Source organism: Vibrio sp. R15-SG3-ISO1A (assembly GCF_059833955.1).
Window position 1 is genome coordinate 25,713 of sequence record NZ_JCBDGH010000098.1, and the last position, 20,158, is coordinate 45,870.

Here is a 20,158-nt window from a genome sequence, read left to right on the forward strand (position 1 = left end):
TTATCGCCCCGGCTACGATGCCGGGGCGATGTTATTCTGGCTGGTCACTTTTGTAGACGCTCTTGTCTATCCCATACTTTTGCATTTTATCGTAGAGGGTTTTTCTTGGCACTTGCAACAAGGTCATGGTGTCATTGATGCGTCCGGAAGTACTGGCAAGCGCTTGTTCAATCACTGCTTTCTCAAACTCTGCCACTTGCAAGGCAAGCGGTGTTGCCTCGGCGCTTGACTGGCTCGGATTGAGGTGGCCAAGGTTACCAAGCAGCACGAAGCGCTCGGCGCTGTTGCGCAGTTCACGCACGTTACCCGGCCAATCATGGCACATCAGTGTTTGCAGATCGGCATCGGGCAAGGCATTCGCGGCTTTGCCATATCGCGCGGCGGCAACCAGGAGAAAATGGTGGAATAGGGCAGGGATGTCCTCTTTTCGTTGGCGTAAAGGCGGTAAATCCAAGGTAACAACATTGAGTCGGTAGTAGAGATCCTCACGAAACGTCCCTCGAGCTGACGCTTGCTTTAAATCCACTTTGGTGGCGGCAATGACGCGAATATCCACCGGGATTAGGATATTTGAGCCAACTCGTTCAATCACTCGCTCTTGCAGCACGCGCAGTAAACGAATTTGCGCCTGCATCGGCATGGATTCGATCTCATCAAGAAACAGCGTGCCACCTTGCGCGTGCTCAAACTTACCGATGCGTTTGGCCTCTGCGCCAGTAAACGCGCCTTTTTCGTGACCGTAGAGTTCGCTCTCAATCAAATTTTCAGGGACGGCGCCACAGTTGATGGCGACGAAGTTTGCCTCACGACGACAGCTCTGCTCGTGAATGGAACGCGCAACCAGCTCTTTACCGGTTCCTGTCTCACCAAACAGTAGAATGTCGGCATTGGTGTCCGCGATGTGCGCAATGGTATCGCGCAGTGCTTGGATGCTAGGGGTGTCGCCGATAATCCTTGGTCCCAGTGTATTACTGGCCTTAAGGCTGCGCTTTAGTGCTTGGTTTTCGAGCGTTAAGGCCCGTTTGTCTAGGGCACGCTTGGTGGTGTCAATCAAACGGTCAATGGCAAAAGGTTTTTCAATAAAGTCATAAGCGCCGTTATGCAGCGCATTGACGGCCATGGTGATGTCACCATGGCCGGTAATCAGGATCACCGGCACATCCTTGTCTTGATGCAAAACGGAAGTCAGTAAGTTTTCCCCGGATAAACCGGGCAAACAGATGTCGGTGATCAGCACCTTTGGCATGCCATGCTCTTTGATGGCCAACAGGGCATCTTCTGCGCAGGCAAAAAAATCGGCAGAGATCCCCTCAAGCTCGAAGCTCTGTTCGATGGCAATGCGGATGTCACTTTCGTCATCAATAAAGAATACGTCGTGCATTAGAGTTCCTTTTCAACAAGAGGGAGCGAAACAGTAAATTGTGCGCCGCCAAGGGGAGAGGTCCCAACGGTGAGCTCACCGTGCATGGTCTCAATAATGTGCTGAGAGATAGAGAGCCCAAGACCCAGTCCGTTTTTCTTGGTGGTGTAAAACGGCTCGAAGAGGTGAAGGGCCGTTTGTTGATCGATGCCAGGGCCATTGTCGTCTATGGCAATCTGCACCTGTTTATCCACTACGTTGGCGCTAAGGCGAACCTTACGCGTATCGAGAGATTCGACCGCCTGCGCGGCGTTAGTGATCAAATTGATTAGCACTTGCTCAAGCTGGATAGCGTTGATGTCCACTTTGCCCAGTTCGGGCGCCAGTTCAACCTCGAAGTCGACTCGATACGATTTGATTTGCGGTGCGACCAACTCTTTCACCGACGTGATCACGGGGGTTAGAGCCATAATCGAGACATCATTACTGTCGGATTTGCGCGTAAAGGATTTAAGTTGGCTACTGATTTTGGCCATTCTGTCGGTCAGTGAAGAGATACGCTGCAAGTTGTCATCAACGCGATCGAGGTGGCTTTTGGCCAGAAAGCGGCGAGCGTTGTCAGCGAAACTGCGAATCGCCGCTAACGGATTATTGAGCTCATGGCTGATACTGGCCGACATCTGGCCGAGTACCGCCAGTTTTGCTGCTTGAATGAGCTCATCTTGTGTCTGGCGCAGCGCGGCTTCCGTGCGTGAGCGTTCAAGCACCTCGGCGTGGAGCTCGGCGGTGCGTTCCATCACTAAGAACTCAAGTTTTTGTTTGGCCTCCGCTTGGAGGCGCTCAAATTGACGTTGCTTGAGTCGGCGCTGATAGGTTAATTGCATGGTTAAAAAGACAATCACAAACAGCAGCGACCAAACCAGGCCAAAACTCAACACTGACCAAAATACGGTCACTTTTTCCGATAGAACACGAATGGTTAAGTTAAGTTCAGGCAGGGGGCGGCTGGAGACTAAATAGTCCCCTTGAATCCAACCGAGACGCCGGTTAGTCAGTTCCGATTGCGCAAGGTTAATGGCGCCGTTCAGGCCCAGCGATTGAATGTCAGTATCGAGGTATTGCCTGCTGTCGCGAATCGCCTGCCGGGTCGTATCGTCTAAATCGGTCAAGCTCTTAAATAACCAGTGAGGGTTGCTGGACATAAAAATCACTTGGTTCTGATCGGTGGCGACAAAGGTGTTCACTTTGCTGCTCCAGTTCTCTTCGATGGCAGAGAGGTCCATCTTGACCACGATGACTCCCACGACTTCAGCGGCATAGACGACAGGGTAGGAATAGTAGTAACCGCGCTGCCCAGAGGTGGATCCCAAGGCGAAGTATTGGCTCGCTCGACCTTGAATCGCTTCAAAAAAATAGGGACGCCAGGCGAAGTTTCGGCTGACAAAGGAGCGATCTAAGTTCCAGTTGCTGGCAGCAATGGTGGTGCCCCAACGATCCAATAGATAGGTATCGGCGGCGAGAATCGTATCGTTAACGTTTTGCAAAAAGCGATTAGTGAGTTCGACTTGAGCGGGGTTGCCCGGTTGTTTCAGTGCCGCGAGCAACTCGCCATCTTTGGCAATCAATTTGGGCAAATGCGCGTATTTGTCCAGTTTGTTAATAATGTGACTGGCAAAGCGATCAAGCTGCTCTTGCTGCTCCGCATGTTGGGCATGGTAACGATACTCCCACATCCATTGTGAGCCAGCGAGCAACGTCAGCAAATAGAGAATAAACACAGACAGATTGGCGCGGCGAAACGACGACATAATACCCTGACAACTCTTAAAATTACGCCCCTCTATCGTACTGTTTTTTGTTACCGGAGTGTTTAAGTTATTAACGAAATTGCGCAGCAAAACCGGACTTGGATCTAGTTTTTCAGTCTATAAATAAAAAAACGCTAGTGAATCTTGAAAAACCAATTAATGTCCCCATTTCTGCTATCAAAGGTCGTCATATTGATGCTTTTTTTAGCACTTAAGTGGGTTTTTAGGAGAATGCAGCCCGTATCACTGCGATTAGCTCGACAGCTATGCATCGGGTCGGTAGAATGCTGCGTCTAAATTTTTGTCCTGAGACTAATTGGAGATGGCTTTGACCTCGCTTTTTTAGTGTGGTGAGAAGAGATCGCTGATTAGTCCGGTAGTCCACATTGTTGGTTACCGATACTCGAATTACGAAATGTGTTCATCGAGCACACAAAGGATGGACCGAATTAGTGGCGTGCGGTGGTGACACTCTGCTCTGCTAATAAGGAACATAAGCTCAGCTTAGCTGAGCCTGTATTGAGGTTATTGAATAATGCAAGTTACTGTTGAAACGCTAGAGGGCCTAGAGCGTCGTCTAAACATTACTGTTCCTGCTGCTAACATCGAAGATGCTGTAACAGCTGAACTACGCAACATCGCAAAAAACCGTCGTTTCGATGGTTTCCGTAAAGGCAAAGTGCCTCTAAAAATGGTTGCTCAGATGTACGGCAAAGCGGTACGTCAAGACGTAATGGGTGAAGTGATGCAACGCCACTTCATCGAAGCGATCGTTAAAGAGAAGATCAACCCAGCAGGCGCTCCAACTTTCGCTCCAGTAGAAGCGAAAGAAGGCGAAGACCTAGTTTTCACTGCAACGTTTGAAGTTTACCCAGAAGTTGAACTGAAAGGTCTAGAGAACATCACTGTTGAAAAACCAACAACTGAAGTTCAAGACGCAGACGTTGAAGAGATGATCGACACATTGCGTAAGCAACAGGCAACTTGGAAGGAAGTTGACGAAGCTGCAGAAGAAGGCAAGCGTGCGACTATCGACTTCGTTGGTTCTATCGACGGCGAAGAGTTCGAAGGCGGTAAAGCAGAGAACTTCCCTCTAGAAATGGGTGCAGGTCGCATGATCCCAGGTTTTGAAGACGGTATCGCAGGTAAGACTGCAGGTATGGAATTCGAAATCGACGTGACTTTCCCAGAAGATTACCACGCTGAAAACCTAAAAGGTAAAGCAGCGAAATTCGCTATCAAACTGAGCAAAGTTGAAGCGCGTGAACTGCCTGAGCTAAACGACGAGTTTGTTGCTAAGTTCGGTGTAACAGAAGGCGGTGTAGACGCTCTGAAAGCGGAAGTTCGTAAAAACATGGAGCGTGAGCTGAAGCAAGCGGTTAAAAACCGCATCAAAGAGCAAGCGCTCGACGGTCTAGTTAAAGAGAACGACATCGACGTACCAGCAGCGCTGATCGACCAAGAAATTGGTACTCTACGTCAGCAAGCGGCTCAACGTTTCGGTGGCAACCCAGAAGCCGCTGAACAGCTTCCACGTGAACTGTTCGAAGAACAAGCGAAGCGTCGCGTTGTCGTTGGTCTTCTTCTAGGTGAAGTGATCAAGTCTGAAGAGCTCAAAGCTGACGACGAGAAAGTGAAAGCACTGATCGAAGAGATGGCAACAGCGTACGAAGATCCAACTGAAGTGGTTGCTTACTACGAGCAAAACGAGCAAATGATGAACAACATGCGCAACGTTGCTCTAGAAGAGCAAGCGATCGACGCTATCATCGCTAAAGCTCAGGTTTCTGAGAAAGCAGTAAGCTTCAACGAGCTTATGAACCAGCAGCCAGCTTAATAGGCAATATCTTGCGTAGGTAGTTGACTAAGCGTCGACTATTCTGCTAACAATGGTCCGTATGATATTATCATCCGGGCCATTTATTTTAGGGACATAAGAATATGAGCTACCAAGAAAAAAATGCAATGTCGCCAATTCTAGACGCGCTAGTACCCATGGTGGTTGAACAAACTTCCCGAGGTGAACGTTCCTACGACATTTATTCACGTCTACTTAAAGAGCGTGTAATTTTCCTGACTGGTCAAGTGGAAGACCATATGGCAAACCTTGTCGTGGCACAGCTGCTTTTCTTAGAATCTGAAAATCCTGATAAAGACATCTTCCTCTACATCAACTCGCCAGGCGGCAGTGTGACTGCGGGTATGTCAATCTATGACACCATGCAGTTCATCAAGCCTAACGTTAGTACCGTTTGTATGGGACAAGCGTGTTCTATGGGGGCCTTCCTGCTTGCTGGTGGTGCGCCAGGCAAACGTTATGTATTGCCTAACTCACGCGTGATGATTCACCAACCGCTGGGTGGATTCCAAGGACAAGCGTCAGATATCCAAATTCATGCGCAAGAAATTTTGACCATCAAGCAGAAGCTCAATAAGTTGCTAGCAGAGCACACGGGTCAACCGCTTGAAGTGATTGAACGTGATACCGACCGTGACAACTTTATGGCAGCCGAACAAGCCGTTGAGTATGGTTTGGTGGATGCGGTATTGACGCATCGCGGTGAATAAGCCAGAGCAAATTGTTCTGCGCAATTATGAATGATTTGATGTACACTCAAATCATAAAGAGTAAAGGCTAAGAGGTTAGCGAATGACAGATAAAAGCAAAGAGAGCGGTAGTAGTAAGCTTCTTTACTGCTCTTTCTGCGGCAAAAGCCAGCACGAAGTTCGCAAGCTGATCGCTGGTCCGTCAGTTTACATCTGTGATGAATGTGTCGACTTATGTAATGACATCATCCGTGAAGAAATCAAAGACGTGCTTCCGAAAAAACAGTCAGAAGCACTGCCGGTGCCGCGCGAGATCCGTGCCCACCTTGATGATTATGTGATTGGCCAAGATTACGCTAAAAAAGTGTTAGCAGTAGCCGTTTATAACCACTATAAGCGTTTACGTAATGGGGACACGACCAACGAAGGTGTTGAGCTAGGTAAGAGTAACATCCTTCTGATTGGTCCAACGGGTAGTGGTAAAACACTGCTTGCAGAAACGTTAGCGCGTTTCCTTGATGTACCATTTACTATGGCTGACGCGACCACGCTGACAGAAGCGGGTTACGTGGGCGAAGACGTAGAAAACATCATCCAAAAACTGCTGCAAAAATGCGATTACGACGTGGCGAAAGCAGAACGTGGTATCGTTTATATCGATGAGATCGATAAAATTTCGCGTAAAGCGGAAAACCCTTCAATTACCCGCGACGTGTCGGGTGAAGGTGTGCAGCAAGCGTTGCTTAAATTGATTGAAGGTACGGTCGCATCCGTTCCTCCTCAAGGGGGCCGTAAGCATCCACAACAAGAGTTCTTGCAAGTGGATACCTCCAAAATCCTCTTTATCTGTGGCGGTGCATTTGCCGGCTTGGATAAAGTGATTGAGCAGCGCGTCGCAACAGGCACAGGTATCGGTTTTGGCGCAGAAGTGCGTTCAAAAGACGAGACCAAAACCGTGGGTGAGCTGTTCACTCAAGTGGAGCCTGAAGATCTGGTTAAATACGGTTTGATTCCTGAGTTCATTGGTCGTCTTCCTGTAACGACAACGTTGACTGAGCTTGACGAAGAAGCCTTGATTCAGATCTTGTGCGAGCCTAAGAACGCATTAACTAAGCAGTACGCGGCACTGTTCGAGCTAGAAGATGCTGAGCTTGAATTCCGTGAAGATGCATTGCGTGCGATTGCGAAGAAAGCCATGGAGCGTAAAACAGGTGCTCGTGGTCTTCGTTCTATCCTCGAGAGTGTTCTGCTTGAGACCATGTACGAATTGCCATCAATGAACGACGTCAGCAAAGTCGTAATTGATGAGTCAGTGATTAAAGGCGAATCGGATCCGTTGCTGATTTATAGCAACGCCGATAACCAAGCCGCTGGCGCTGAATCTTAATCGGATTCACAAACTAAGATGGTGTAAGAAAGGGAGTAATCAATTACTCCCTTTTTTTTATTCTTCCATTGAATCCAACCAATTAGCCCCCATATACTGCTCATAAGACTAAGCGGAAGAGAGAAGAATATGAACTTGGAACGTTCCGAACGTATCGAGATCCCCGTACTACCTCTAAGAGATGTAGTGGTTTACCCGCATATGGTAATTCCTTTGTTTGTTGGTCGTGAAAAGTCGATTGCGTGCCTAGAAGCTGCAATGGACAACGACAAGCAAGTCTTGTTGGTGGCACAAAAAGAAGCTGACACCGACGAACCCACGAAAGACGATCTGTTTGAGGTAGGAACGGTCGCCACCATTTTGCAGTTGCTTAAGCTCCCTGACGGTACGGTGAAAGTACTGGTCGAAGGTCAGCAGCGCGCGAAAATCCATCAGTTTTATGAAGAAGAGTTCTTCACTGCGGATGCAGAATTTTTGTTGACCGAGCCACTGGACGAGCGAGAGCAAGAAGTGATCGTTCGCAGCGCGATCAACCAGTTCGAAGGCTTTATTAAGCTCAACAAAAAAATCCCACCTGAAGTTCTAACTTCGTTAAGTGGCATCGATGAAGCCGCACGTCTGGCGGATACGATTGCAGCGCACATGCCACTCAAGTTGGCTGAAAAACAGAGTGTGTTGGAAATTCTTGATGTCACAGAGCGTCTAGAGTTTTTGATGGGGCAGATGGAATCAGAAATCGATTTGCTTCAAGTTGAAAAGCGTATTCGTACACGCGTTAAGAAGCAGATGGAAAAGTCGCAGCGCGAATACTATCTGAACGAGCAAATGAAAGCGATTCAGAAGGAGCTGGGTGAGTCTGAAGACGGTGTTGACGAATTTGAGACGCTCAAGCAAAAAATTGCTGAAGCGAAAATGCCGCAAGAAGCGCGTGAGAAGACAGAACAAGAGCTGCAAAAGCTGAAGATGATGTCGCCAATGTCGGCAGAAGCGACTGTGGTTCGTGGTTACATCGATTGGATGATTGGTGTGCCATGGAACAAGCGCTCGAAAGTGAAGAAAAACCTCGCCAAAGCGGAAGAAGTGCTCAACGAAGATCACTACGGCTTAGAGCGAGTGAAAGAGCGCATTCTTGAATACTTGGCGGTGCAAAATCGCATCAATAAATTGAAAGGACCTATCCTGTGTCTCGTTGGTCCTCCAGGTGTGGGTAAGACGTCGCTGGGTCGCTCTATCGCAGCGGCAACCGGGCGTAAATACACGCGTATGGCGTTAGGTGGGGTACGTGATGAAGCGGAAATCCGTGGTCACCGCAGAACCTACATTGGTTCCATGCCAGGCAAGTTGATTCAGAAAATGTCCAAAGTGGGGGTGAAAAACCCGCTGTTCTTGCTGGATGAAATCGACAAAATGTCATCGGATATGCGAGGTGATCCGTCGTCGGCGCTCCTTGAGGTTCTCGACCCGGAACAAAACAACGCATTCAATGACCATTACTTAGAAGTGGATTACGATCTGTCCGATGTGATGTTTGTTGCCACCTCGAACTCAATGAATATTCCGGGGCCACTGCTTGACCGTATGGAAGTGATTCGTTTGTCGGGTTACACCGAAGATGAAAAGCTTAACATTGCGAAACGTCACTTGGTCGACAAGCAGATCAAGCGAAACGGCTTGAAAGCGGGTGAGATCGACATTGAAGACTCAGCGATCATCGGCATTATTCGCTACTACACGCGTGAAGCGGGGGTGCGTAGCTTAGAACGTGAAATTTCGAAGATCTGTCGTAAAGCGGTGAAGAACATTCTGCTCAAACCGGATTTGAAGAAAGTGACGGTGAGCATGGATAACCTCAAAGAGTATCTAGGTGTTCAGCGCCATGATTACGGTAAAGCGGAAGACAGTAATCGTATTGGACAGGTAACAGGATTAGCGTGGACGGAAGTCGGCGGTGACCTGTTAACCATCGAAACCCAATCGATGCCAGGCAAAGGCAAGTTGACTCAAACCGGTTCACTGGGCGATGTCATGCAGGAATCGATTCAAGCAGCGATGACCGTGGTACGTTCGCGCGCTGAAAGCTTGGGTATCAACTCTGACTTTTACGAAAAGCGTGATATTCACGTTCACGTACCCGAAGGTGCCACGCCTAAAGATGGTCCGAGCGCCGGTATCGCGATGTGTACCGCTTTGGTGTCTAGCTTGACGGGCAACCCAGTCAAAGCTGAGGTGGCCATGACAGGTGAGATCACGCTGCGTGGTGAAGTTTTGCCGATTGGTGGTTTGAAAGAAAAACTGCTGGCGGCGCACCGTGGTGGTATCACAACGGTTCTTATTCCAAAAGACAATGAACGCGATTTGGAAGAGATTCCAAGTAACGTCATCGCGGATCTGAAAGTGATTCCGGTTCAATGGATTGATGAAGTCCTGAAAGTCGCACTCGAAAAAGACCCGTCAGGTGTTGAATTTGCTCACTAAAAAGAGTGATGTGCAGCAAAAATAAGTAAAAGATTACGCTGATTAGCCGAAAAAGGCTTGTCAGCGTTTTTTTTGGGCGCTAACGTTAGCTCTTAAAGCGCCAGCCCTTGTCTGATAAGGCTTGCGCTTATATTTGGAAATGAAAATGGAACACAGCTGTCTCATTAAAAATAAAACAGGCGGCACAAAGGGGAATCACAGTGAATAAAACACAATTAGTAGAAAAAATCGCAGAAAACGCAGACCTATCTAAAGCTTCAGCAGGTCGCGCACTAGACGCTTTCATCGAAGCTGTAGGTGACACTCTACAGTCTGGTGATCAAGTCGCATTAGTTGGCTTTGGCACATTCAGCGTACGTACTCGTGCAGCTCGCACAGGTCGTAACCCTAAGACGGGTGAAGAAATCCAAATCGCAGAAGCGAAAGTACCCGCATTCAAAGCCGGTAAAGCTCTAAAAGACGCTTGTAACTAATTCAGAAATTTGACTGCATTTGCAGTTTTTTCGAACCTTTTTAAATTATGCGCATCCTACTGATGCGCATTTCTTTTTCTGGTATTATCGCGCTAATAGTTTTTTTAGTTCAATTAAGTACTTGCTGCTCAAAATATAAGCATTTTGGGCAGGGTACAAGCGGAGAGTAGTTTCAGTATGATGGACCGATTACGCGAGGGCGTGAACAGCATCGCGGTTAAAATTATCCTAGGGCTTATCATCCTATCTTTCGTTTTTGCAGGTGTGGGTAGCTACATTGTCGGTGGCTCAAACAATTCAGCAGCAAAAGTAGGGAATGTTGAGATTGGTCGTGGTGAGTTTGAACAGGCTTACCAAAACGAACGTAACCGAATGCAAGCTCAGCTTGGCGATTACTTCTCAAACCTGTTGGCTGACCCAAGTTATGTGCAATCTTTCCGCAAATCTGTGTTGGATCGAATGGTCAACGATGTGTTGCTAGAGCAGCATGCTGAGTCATTGGGGCTACGCGTGAGCGATGCTCAGGTTCGTACGCTCATTTTGGACATGCCTCAATTCCAAATTGATGGCAAGTTCGATCAGGACATCTACCAATCTGCGTTGCGTCGTGCGGGCTTCAGTGCTGAAAGTTTTGCTGAGTACTTGCGTCGTGACTTAGTGCGTAATCAGTTACTGACTGCCATCCAGAGCAGTGACTTTGTGCTTGATAATGAAGTGGAAGTACAGGGCCAACTGTTGACTCAAACTCGTGATATTAAAAAGGTCACACTCTCTCTAGAAGAGTTTGCCAACAAAGCGAGTCTGTCTGAAGAAGAGATTCAGGCCTATTACGAACAAAACCCTGAGCGTTACACTCGCCCAGAGCAAGTAAAAGTTGCGTACATCGAACTGTCTGCTCAGGCACTTAAGGAATCGATTGAGATCAGCGATGAGCAAGCGAAGCAGTATTATCAAGAGCATCTCGATAAATACTCTTCTGATGAGCAGCGTAAAGTGAGTCATATCCTTATCCAAGGTGATGACGAAGCCAAAGCGCAAGCGATTTTAGACGAGCTACAAGCGGGTGCAGATTTTGCTACTTTGGCACAAGAAAAGTCAGACGACTTTGGCAGTGCAGAAGAGGGCGGTTCACTGGGTTTCATCGAGCGTGATGTGATGGATCCCGCCTTTGAAGAAGCGGCCTTTGCTTTGGAAAATGAAGGTGAAATTTCAGGTTTAGTGAAGTCAGATTTTGGTTACCACGTCATTAAGCTTGATGAGCGAAAAGACGCGGTCGCTAAGCCATTCGAAGAGGTTAGTGCGTCTATTAAGCAAGAGCTCACCGATCAGCAAGCCATCGATCAATTCTACGAACTGCAAAGTGAGTTAGAAAAAGTCGCCTTTGAGTACCCAGATTCACTGGATGATGCAGCAAAAGCGATTGGCGCCACAATCACAACGACGGATTTCATCTCGCAAGTGGACGCGCCTGAGGTGCTAAGATCGGCAGCCGTCATGCAAGCCATCGTGAGCCCTGAAGTGAAAGAAGACGGCCTCAACTCAGAAGCGATTGAGATTGCTCCAGAGCACATTATCGTGGTGCGTGTTGAAGAGAGTCGTGATGAAACACTGCTGCCGCTTAGTGAAGTCCGCGAACAGTTGATGGTGTCGCTAGCTAAAGTCAAAGGTGAACAAAACGCCATTGAACTTGCTAAAGCGATGACCGAACAGTTAGAGCAAGGCGACGCATCACTATTGGAAGAGAATGGCCTGGCGTTCTCAGAAGTAGAAACCATCGATCGCAGTTCTCCTTATGCTCAGACGGTATTTGCGTTGCCAAAACCTGCAGCGGGTGAAGTTCATTACGCTCAGACCAAAGACCTTAATGGCGACATTGTGATCGTTGAATTAAGCCAAGTCTCGAGTGAGTACGACGCTCAATTTAACACTCAAATTGGTAATCAACTGCTTCAGACGAGTTCACAACAAGAACTCAGTGGACTGGTGAGTATTCTTCGTAAAACCTACGATATCGAGTACTACGCGGTGGCTCAATAACCCCGCTGGCGTGCGAGGCATCGCACGCTAACCGTGTAATTGATAATCTCATCATAACGGGCTGCATCTGCAGCCCGTTATGTTTTCTACTTTTTGCACTTTCTCCTGAGGATACGCACGCTACTCTAGTAGCGTTAATTCAGTGAACTAAGGAGATCCTATGCGAGGGAAAGCATCCCCACTTTTAGCACGCTTGAAAAGCGTCTTTTCTGTCGCAGCGATTACGCTGTGTTTTGTGACCAGTCCACTCTCTTTTGCCAATGAGCAAAAGCAACCAGATAAGTATGAGGGAATAGAAATAACGGTTAACATCAATCAAGCCAGTGCAGAAGAATTGGCCGATTTGCTCTCAGGGGTTGGGATAAAGAAAGCTCAGGCTATCGTAGAGTATCGACAAGCAAACGGAAAGTTTAGTGCAGCCAATGATCTCACCCAGGTAAAAGGGATTGGTGAGGCGATCGTGACAAAAAATGCGGATCGCATAAAGCTTTGAGCGTGATCCTTCAACCGATGTGACCTTTAAGCATCAATAACCTACTAGAGAGGAATGCCCACTCTCAGCAGTTCTAGTAGGTTTTTATTCACTTCTTTATCGCTGATAAAGATTTTCATTCTGTAACAATATCCAATTAAATGCACTATCACCCGATCCCGCCTAGCGAAAATACGCGTATGAGTATATAATTTGTCGCCGAATTTCAAGGTCAACGCACTTTGCTCTTCACTTCAACGTTGTCACGTTTTAATCATGAGCCATTGCCATTTGAACGTGTGTTTTGTGGAGATCACCGCGGTGACCGTCAATAGACTTGGAGTAAAACATGTCGTCTCATACACCGGTCGTGACCGTTGATGGACCAAGTGGTGCGGGTAAAGGCACGCTTTGCATGCTGTTAGCAAAAAAATTAGGCTTTCATCTTCTCGATTCTGGCGCGATCTATCGCGTATTAGCCTTGGCTGCTATTCATCATGGTGTCGATTTAGAATCTGAAGATGCACTGGTGCCGATTGCGACTCATCTTGATGTCCAGTTCGTTGCAGAAGGCGATTTGGTGCGCGTTATTCTTGAAGGGGAAGATGTTTCTCGCGAACTTCGCAAAGAAGAGACAGGTATGGCCGCATCAAAAGTGGCCGCTTTACCACGTGTACGAGAAGCGCTACTGAGACGCCAACGCGCCTTTGCTGAGGGTAAGGGTCTAGTGGCCGATGGCCGCGACATGGGCACTGTCGTTTTTCCTCAAGCTGAGGTGAAGATTTTTCTCGATGCCAGCGCTGAAGAGCGAGCGAATCGTCGCCTCAAACAGTTGCAAGGCAAGGGGTTAGATGTTAAATTTGACGACCTTTTGAGCGAGATACAAGAGCGAGACGACAGAGATCGTAATCGCCCTGTGGCGCCATTGCGCCCGGCAGAGGATGCGCTTTTGCTCGATTCTACCTCGATGAGTATCGACGAAGTGGTAGAAAAGGCACTACAATATATCGAATCGAAGCTAGTCGCTTAGGCGGCTAGGTAAGAGCGTTGGTCGCATGGATGATGACTGGCGAATTTAATAACCCCATGTGGTAGGACACCCGTGGACGTTTAATTTATTGAAGATTAACTAAATGACTGAATCTTTTGCTCAACTCTTTGAAGAGTTTCTAAACGAAACAGAATTCCAACAAGGCAGCATCGTTAAAGGTACTGTAGTAGCTATCGAGAACGGTTTCGTTCTTGTTGACGCTGGTCTTAAGTCTGAGTCTGCTATCCCTGCTGAACAGTTCAAGAACGCTGCTGGCGAACTTGAAGTTGAAGTGGGTGCTGAAGTAGACGTAGCGCTAGACGCTGTTGAAGATGGTTTCGGTGAAACTCAACTTTCTCGCGAGAAAGCGAAGCGTCACGAAGCTTGGATCGTACTTGAGAAAGCTTACGAAGAAGCTGAAACTGTTGTTGGTATCATCAACGGTAAAGTTAAAGGCGGTTTCACTGTTGAACTCAACGGTATCCGTGCTTTCCTTCCAGGTTCTCTAGTAGACGTACGTCCTATCCGTGACACTGCTCACCTAGAAAACAAAGAGCTAGAGTTCAAAGTTATCAAGCTTGACCAGAAGCGTAACAACGTTGTTGTTTCTCGCCGTGCGGTAATCGAGTCTGAGAACAGCGTTGAGCGTGATGAGCTTCTAGAAACTCTACAAGAAGGCGCAGAAGTTAAAGGTATCGTTAAGAACCTTACTGACTACGGTGCATTCGTAGACCTAGGCGGCGTTGACGGCCTACTACACATCACTGACATGGCTTGGAAGCGCGTTAAGCACCCTTCTGAGATCGTAAACGTTGGTGACGAGATCCAAGTTAAAGTTCTTAAGTTCGATCGTGAGCGTACTCGCGTATCACTAGGTCTTAAGCAGCTAGGCGAAGATCCATGGGTAGCAATCGCTAAGCGTTACCCAGAAGGTCACAAACTATCTGGTCGCGTAACTAACCTAACTGACTACGGCTGTTTCGTTGAAATCGAAGAAGGCGTTGAAGGTCTAGTACACGTTTCTGAAATGGATTGGACTAACAAGAACATCCACCCATCTAAAGTTGTTAATGTTGGCGACGAAGTTGAGGTTATGGTTCTTGAAATCGACGAAGAACGTCGTCGTATCTCTCTAGGTCTGAAACAGTGTAAAGCTAACCCTTGGCAGTCTTTCGCTGAAGCGCAAGCTAAAGGCGACAAAGTAACTGGTAAGATCAAGTCTATCACTGACTTCGGTATCTTCATCGGTCTTGAAGGCGGCATCGACGGTCTAGTTCACCTGTCTGATATCTCTTGGAACGTTGCTGGTGAAGAAGCGGTTCGTGAGTACAAGAAAGGCGACGAGATCTCTGCAGTTGTTCTAGCAGTAGACGCAGAGCGTGAGCGTATCTCTCTAGGCGTTAAGCAAATGGAAAATGACCCATTCAATGCTTACGTTGCAGAGAAGAAGAAAGGCGTTCTAGTTAACGGTACTGTAACTGCAGTAGACGCTAAAGGTGCAACTATCGAGCTTGAAGAAGGCGTAGAAGGTTACATCCGCGCATCTGAAGTTTCTCGTGACCGCGTAGAAGACGCTTCTCTAATCCTAAGCGCTGGTGACACTGTTGAAGCGAAATTTACTGGCGTTGACCGTAAGAACCGCGTAATCAACTTGTCTATCAAAGCGAAAGACGAAGCTGAAGAGCAAGAAGCAATGGCTACACTGAACAAAGCAGACGATGCTTCATTCGGTAACGCTATGGCTGACGCTTTCAAAGCAGCTAAAGGCGAGTAATTTCGTCGATAGTTAGAAAAAGGAGCCGAAAGGCTCCTTTTTTATTGCCTATCAGTGACCTAGTGTCCAATTCGTAGAAATCGTACGAAATTGTCGCGAAGACTACACAAACTGATGAAATCTTGTCTAAAATTGATAGCAAGTGTTTGTTGGAACTACTATTAGTAACTATAATAAATGATAAATTACTCTACGAGGGATACTATGACTAAGTCTGAATTGATAGAAAGACTCTGTGCTGAACAGACCCATCTTTCAGCAAAAGAAATTGAAGATGCGGTAAAAGATATTCTCGAGCACATGGCGTCAACACTGGAAAGTGGTGACCGCATTGAAATTCGTGGTTTTGGCAGTTTTTCTTTGCACTACCGTGAGCCTCGTGTGGGTCGCAATCCAAAGACAGGCGATAAAGTGGAACTCGAAGGTAAGTATGTTCCCCACTTTAAACCGGGCAAAGAATTACGTGAACGCGTAAATATTGGATAGATTTTCACTGCCTTATTCATAGCGGATGAAGGCAGTATAAAAAAACGGCATACATTAGGTATGCCGTTTTTTTATAAAATGAAAACCCGAGATAACCATGGTTTGTTCAGTGGTTTTACTGCATAATCGTAGCAGCGTTTGTCCATTCAGGTGATAGAAGATGAAAATTATAAAAATTGTTATCGTACTGGCTCTGTTTCTTGTCGCGCTGGCATTAGGTTCGCAAAACCAAGAGGTTGTGAACTTCAATTACTTATTAGCTCAAGGTGAATTCCATCTTTCAACCCTACTTGGCGTGGTATTTGTCGTTGGCTTTGTGATTGCTTGGGTCATCTTTGGCAGTTTACATTTACGCTCTCAGCTTGAAGTTCGTAAACTCAAACGCCAGGTCAAGAAACTCTCTCCGGCTGAATCGACACCAGAGCAGTCAAACGCATAATACACTTAGTCGTTAGGTAGGCTCTTCACTCGATGTTAGAAATACTCTTCTTGTTATTGCCAATTGCCGCCGCTTACGGTTGGTATATGGGTAACCGTAGTGCCCAGCAAGACAAGCAGAAACAGTCCAATCAGATTTCCCGTCAGTACGTGACGGGTCTAAACTTGTTGCTGTCCGATCAGTCCGATAAGGCGGTCGACCACTTTATCGAACTGCTCCAAGTCGATAATGAAACCATAGATACCCATTTAGCATTAGGTAATCTCTTCCGCTCTCGTGGTGAGGTGGACAGAGCGATTCGTATTCACCAAAATCTTATCTCACGTTCAGGCCTAACCATCGACCAGAAAAATATTGCGTTGCAGCAGTTGGCCAAAGATTACATGGCGTCGGGTTTTCTCGATAGAGCGGAAAAGATTTTTGAACAACTCGTGGACGAGCCCGATCACAGAGAAGCGGCATTAGGCCAACTGGTCGCGATTTATCAGCAAACACGAGAGTGGGGCAAAGCAATAGAATACGCCACGCTTCTCGTTAAGATGGGGCGTAAGCGCATGCGCAGTAGCATCGCGCATTTTTGGTGTGAGCTTGCAGCGCAAGAAAAGCTTGAGGGGAACATCGACAAAGCCACGCAACATTATAAGCGCGCTTTATCTGAAGACCCCAAATGCGTACGAGCCTCTTTGGCGCTCGGACGTCTATTTCTTGATGCTGAAAATTACGCTGAAACCATTCACTACCTTGAACAAGTGCTTGAACAAGACAGTGACTTTGTCAGTGAAGTGTTGCCGACGTTGGCGGAGTGCTATCACCACATTGGTGATCAAGAAGCGCTATTGGATTTTTTGCGCCGTTGTATCACCAACAAAGCGGGTGTGTCAGCGGAATTGATGCTGGCTCAGTTGGTGGCCAAGCATGAAGGCGCAGGAGCTGCACAAGAATTGCTCACAAGGCAGCTGGTTAAAAACCCAACAATGAAAGGTTTTTATCGCTTGATGGATTATCATCTAGCGGAGGCAGAAGAGGGCCGCGCGAAAGCGAGCTTGGCAACGCTGCAAAAGTTGGTGGGTGAACAGTTAAAAGTGAAGCCTCACTATCGTTGCCGTAAATGCGGATTTTCAACCCATTCCCTCTATTGGCATTGTCCATCATGCAAAGGGTGGGGCACGATTAAGCCCATTCGAGGATTGGATGGCGAATAGCCATAAATTTATAAATGCAGCGGCGATCCCGCTGCTTTTTTTCGACTTATAGATACATTAGGAGATGAAATGATCGACCAAAAAGTGATAGTTGCGCTGGATTATGACAACCAAGCTGACGCACTGACTTTTGTTGATAAAATCGACCCAGCGTCTTGCCGACTCAAAGTTGGTAAAGAGATGTTTACTCTCTTTGGTCCCAATTTCGTCAACGAGCTGCACAAGCGCGGCTTTTCTGTTTTTCTCGACCTCAAGTTTCACGACATTCCGAACACCTGCTCCAAGGCCGTTCGCGCTGCTGCTGAGATGGGGGTATGGATGGTCAATGTTCACGCCAGTGGCGGTGAACGCATGATGACGGCATCACGCGAGATACTGGAGCCTTATGGCAAAGATCGCCCGCTGCTCATCGGAGTTACTGTACTAACGAGTATGGAGCAGCAGGATCTCGCGGGCATTGGATTGGATGTCGCGCCTAAAGAGCAAGTGGTACGCCTTGCAACGCTCACTAAAAATTCTGGGCTGGACGGTGTTGTTTGTTCGGCGCAAGAAGCGAGCATGCTTAAGAGTGAGTTGGGTCGTGACTTTAAATTGGTCACACCAGGTATTCGACCAGCGGGCGCAGCAGTGGGGGATCAGAAGCGTATTATGACGCCTGTTGATGCCATTCAAGCAGGGTCAGATTATCTGGTGATTGGTCGCCCTATCACGCAGGCGAGCGACCCTGCGGCGGTGTTGGCAGAGATCAACGCCACATTGGCTTAAATCATAGTGTATGACCAACAAGGCCAGCAAATTGCTGGCCTTGTGCGTTCTTGGGGTTATTCGGCGCAAAGTGGTACGCCACTGTGGAACTTAAAATCAGCATCGGGTGATGAAATAAGCGAGGCTTCTTTCTGACCAAAATAGTGAATGCGATCTGAGATGTCTTTGCCTGCGATCTCCTCAGCGAGCACGAGATAGTCTTGATAATGACGCGCTTCTGAGCGGAGCAGGGAAATATAAAACTTACCAATATCTTCATCCATTAATGGCGCCAGTTTGGCAAAACGTTCGCACGATCTCGCCTCGATATAGGCGCCAATGATCAATTTATCGATCAGTGTTTGCGGCTCATGCGTTGCCATCTCTGATATAAGGCCTTTTGCGTATCGGCTGGCAGGAATCGGCTCGTACGTGATTCCTCGTTGTTCCATGATTTCCAGCACCTGATAGAAGTGGTGCAACTCTTCTTTGATCAGTAACACCATCTTATCGATCAGCGCTTGGCTGTAGGCTGAATCCGATTTCGCCATGATTGATTTAGTAATGTTGCTTTTGCCTTTCAGTGTCTCTAGGTTACCCGTTTGACGATAGGCGAAATCTTCATAGGGCTTGAACCATTCAAGTAACGCTGTCGCACTCGATGGATCAACCGCATACTTGCGAATTAAGTACATCGCAGATTGGCCTGCCTTTAGCTCGCAAAGCAAGTGGTCGATCAACACGGTTTTCAGGTTCTCTGGTTTACTCGCTTCGTTGACCCACTCCTCTGGGGTGTGACAATGAAGAAATTGATGGATGGGAGAGAGTAAATCCTGGTATTGAGCTAAATCTGACATGGGGTTTCTGTTTAAATAGAAAAGGTCGCAATCGCGACCTTTGAAAAGGGTGATAACTGATTATATTACCATTTTTTCTTGGCACCAAAGAGCACGTCCATATCGTCTTGACGTTCTTTCTCTTCGATTTGGTGTAACTCTTCCGCGTTGCGCGATTGACGTTTCTGCTCAAGCTGATCATACATCTCTTGCAGCTTTTCTCTCGCTTGGTTGGAGTAAGCGTCATTTTTTGTGCTTAATGCATCTAAGCCTTTGCGTAGCAGTTGAATCGCGGTACCTGGTTGGCCACGTACGATCGCATCGTTGGAACGTTTGATAACATTTTCGATATTAATGCGAATCTGAATGGTTTCCAGACGCGCGTTCTCAGTGACAAAAGTCTGAGTGTCTAGGCGTCCTTTGTTATGTTCGCTGCGAACGGTATCACGAAGACGTTTCACCAGCTTAAGCATCACAATGGCTTGTTTGTCACTGGTCGGCACCTTGAAAGCGGTACTCTCACCTGACTCACTATTTTTCAATTGAGCAATTTGTTGTTTGACGGATTCAACACGCTGTTCCAATTGTTTGTTCTTCGGATCCAGTTCATACATGCTTTGCAATGAATCTAAGATACGATTGTTTAAGCAAACGAGTAGCTCTTTACTATAAGGAAGGTGGTGCGCGTGACCGATAAGTTCTTCTGTTGCATCAATGATTTGCAGGTAACGTGAGCTTTCTTGTTTCTTGGCCGTTTCAACTTTCACTTTATACTGAAGCATAATGTTGTAGCCAAGAACGAGAACCAACAAGATGGCAACGAGCGCTATGATTAAACCAATATTCATAAATTCCGTATCTTATGTTCCGTCATGGTTAGCAGTTAAGGATACATGATCCATCGCCGCTAGACACTTTTTTATATTATTACTCAACAGATTATTTAAAGTAATGAAAAACATCAACTGCTGAGCAAATCTGCGCCTCTGCTTGCAAAACATCCGCTTGAGTCCAATTTGGTTATGCTTTTGCGTCGCATTTAAAGCATAGGACTATTATTTTAAGCCTAGAGGCGTTATAACTAAATA

General features: G+C 47.1%; 17 protein-coding genes. 13 read left to right on the forward strand and 4 right to left on the reverse strand.

Features of this window, described 5'->3' with window-relative positions; genetic code table 11:
* Positions 1-31 precede the first annotated feature (31 nt).
* Together AC6R0L_RS18070 and AC6R0L_RS18075 are read right to left on the reverse strand one after the other, a co-directional pair.
* Positions 32-1,381 (reverse strand): sigma-54-dependent transcriptional regulator, encoded by a 1,350-nt coding sequence (locus tag AC6R0L_RS18070; RefSeq protein WP_500630048.1) that lies wholly within the window; start codon positions 1,379-1,381, stop codon positions 32-34.
* On the reverse strand, positions 1,381-3,168 hold the full coding sequence (locus tag AC6R0L_RS18075) for a sensor histidine kinase (protein WP_500630049.1): 1,788 nt from the start codon (positions 3,166-3,168) through the stop codon (positions 1,381-1,383). Before AC6R0L_RS18075 ends, AC6R0L_RS18070 begins: the two co-directional genes overlap by 1 nt.
* Positions 3,169-3,703: 535 nt before the next feature.
* Here AC6R0L_RS18075 and tig point away from each other — a divergent pair.
* The 13 genes from tig to pyrF all read left to right on the forward strand — a co-directional run bounded on the left by tig (position 3,704) and on the right by pyrF (position 18,255).
* On the forward strand, positions 3,704-5,005 hold the full coding sequence (gene tig / locus AC6R0L_RS18080) for a trigger factor (RefSeq protein WP_500630050.1): 1,302 nt from the start codon (positions 3,704-3,706) through the stop codon (positions 5,003-5,005).
* A 104-nt stretch (positions 5,006-5,109) separates the two neighbouring features.
* The gene (gene clpP, locus AC6R0L_RS18085; RefSeq protein ID WP_045975254.1) at positions 5,110-5,736 is read left to right on the forward strand and encodes an ATP-dependent Clp endopeptidase proteolytic subunit ClpP; all 627 of its coding nucleotides are present in this window, start codon (positions 5,110-5,112) and stop codon (positions 5,734-5,736) included.
* 82 nt (positions 5,737-5,818) lie between these two features.
* A complete protein-coding gene (gene clpX, locus AC6R0L_RS18090; RefSeq protein ID WP_500630051.1) occupies positions 5,819-7,102 on the forward strand; it encodes an ATP-dependent protease ATP-binding subunit ClpX in 1,284 nt (427 codons plus the stop codon).
* A 129-nt stretch (positions 7,103-7,231) separates the two neighbouring features.
* A complete protein-coding gene (gene lon / locus AC6R0L_RS18095) occupies positions 7,232-9,577 on the forward strand; it encodes an endopeptidase La (RefSeq protein ID WP_500630052.1) in 2,346 nt (781 codons plus the stop codon).
* Positions 9,578-9,771: 194 nt separating this feature from the next.
* Complete coding sequence (gene hbs, locus AC6R0L_RS18100) at positions 9,772-10,050, forward strand: non-specific DNA-binding protein Hbs (protein ID WP_334552786.1); 279 nt, start codon at positions 9,772-9,774, stop codon at positions 10,048-10,050.
* A 177-nt stretch (positions 10,051-10,227) separates the two neighbouring features.
* A complete protein-coding gene (gene ppiD / locus AC6R0L_RS18105) occupies positions 10,228-12,087 on the forward strand; it encodes a peptidylprolyl isomerase (protein ID WP_500630053.1) in 1,860 nt (619 codons plus the stop codon).
* A gap of 160 nt (positions 12,088-12,247) precedes the next feature.
* Positions 12,248-12,580: a ComEA family DNA-binding protein gene (locus AC6R0L_RS18110; RefSeq protein ID WP_334552570.1), complete on the forward strand. Its 333-nt coding sequence runs from the start codon at positions 12,248-12,250 to the stop codon at positions 12,578-12,580.
* A gap of 328 nt (positions 12,581-12,908) precedes the next feature.
* Positions 12,909-13,589: a (d)CMP kinase gene (cmk, locus tag AC6R0L_RS18115; protein WP_334552569.1), complete on the forward strand. Its 681-nt coding sequence runs from the start codon at positions 12,909-12,911 to the stop codon at positions 13,587-13,589.
* A gap of 103 nt (positions 13,590-13,692) precedes the next feature.
* Positions 13,693-15,363 carry a 30S ribosomal protein S1 gene (rpsA, locus tag AC6R0L_RS18120; protein ID WP_334552568.1) on the forward strand — a complete coding sequence of 557 codons (1,671 nt, stop codon included), beginning with the start codon at positions 13,693-13,695 and terminating at the stop codon, positions 15,361-15,363.
* 204 nt (positions 15,364-15,567) lie between these two features.
* On the forward strand, positions 15,568-15,849 hold the full coding sequence (gene ihfB, locus AC6R0L_RS18125; protein ID WP_011080796.1) for an integration host factor subunit beta: 282 nt from the start codon (positions 15,568-15,570) through the stop codon (positions 15,847-15,849).
* A 160-nt stretch (positions 15,850-16,009) separates the two neighbouring features.
* Entirely contained in the window at positions 16,010-16,288 is a 279-nt protein-coding gene (locus AC6R0L_RS18130; protein WP_334552567.1) for a lipopolysaccharide assembly protein LapA domain-containing protein, read from the forward strand.
* A gap of 32 nt (positions 16,289-16,320) precedes the next feature.
* Complete coding sequence (gene lapB, locus AC6R0L_RS18135) at positions 16,321-17,490, forward strand: lipopolysaccharide assembly protein LapB (protein ID WP_334552566.1); 1,170 nt, start codon at positions 16,321-16,323, stop codon at positions 17,488-17,490.
* A 69-nt stretch (positions 17,491-17,559) separates the two neighbouring features.
* Positions 17,560-18,255 carry an orotidine-5'-phosphate decarboxylase gene (gene pyrF / locus AC6R0L_RS18140; RefSeq protein ID WP_500630054.1) on the forward strand — a complete coding sequence of 232 codons (696 nt, stop codon included), beginning with the start codon at positions 17,560-17,562 and terminating at the stop codon, positions 18,253-18,255.
* A gap of 56 nt (positions 18,256-18,311) precedes the next feature.
* Here pyrF and miaE read toward each other — a convergent pair whose 3' ends face one another.
* Positions 18,312-19,091, reverse strand: a complete 780-nt coding sequence (gene miaE / locus AC6R0L_RS18145; RefSeq protein ID WP_500630055.1) for a tRNA isopentenyl-2-thiomethyl-A-37 hydroxylase MiaE — start codon at positions 19,089-19,091, stop codon at positions 18,312-18,314.
* Between the two features lie 65 nt (positions 19,092-19,156).
* Positions 19,157-19,918, reverse strand: coding sequence for a DNA repair protein (locus tag AC6R0L_RS18150; protein WP_334552563.1), 762 nt, complete (start codon positions 19,916-19,918; stop codon positions 19,157-19,159).
* Between the last annotated feature and the right edge of the window lie 240 nt (positions 19,919-20,158).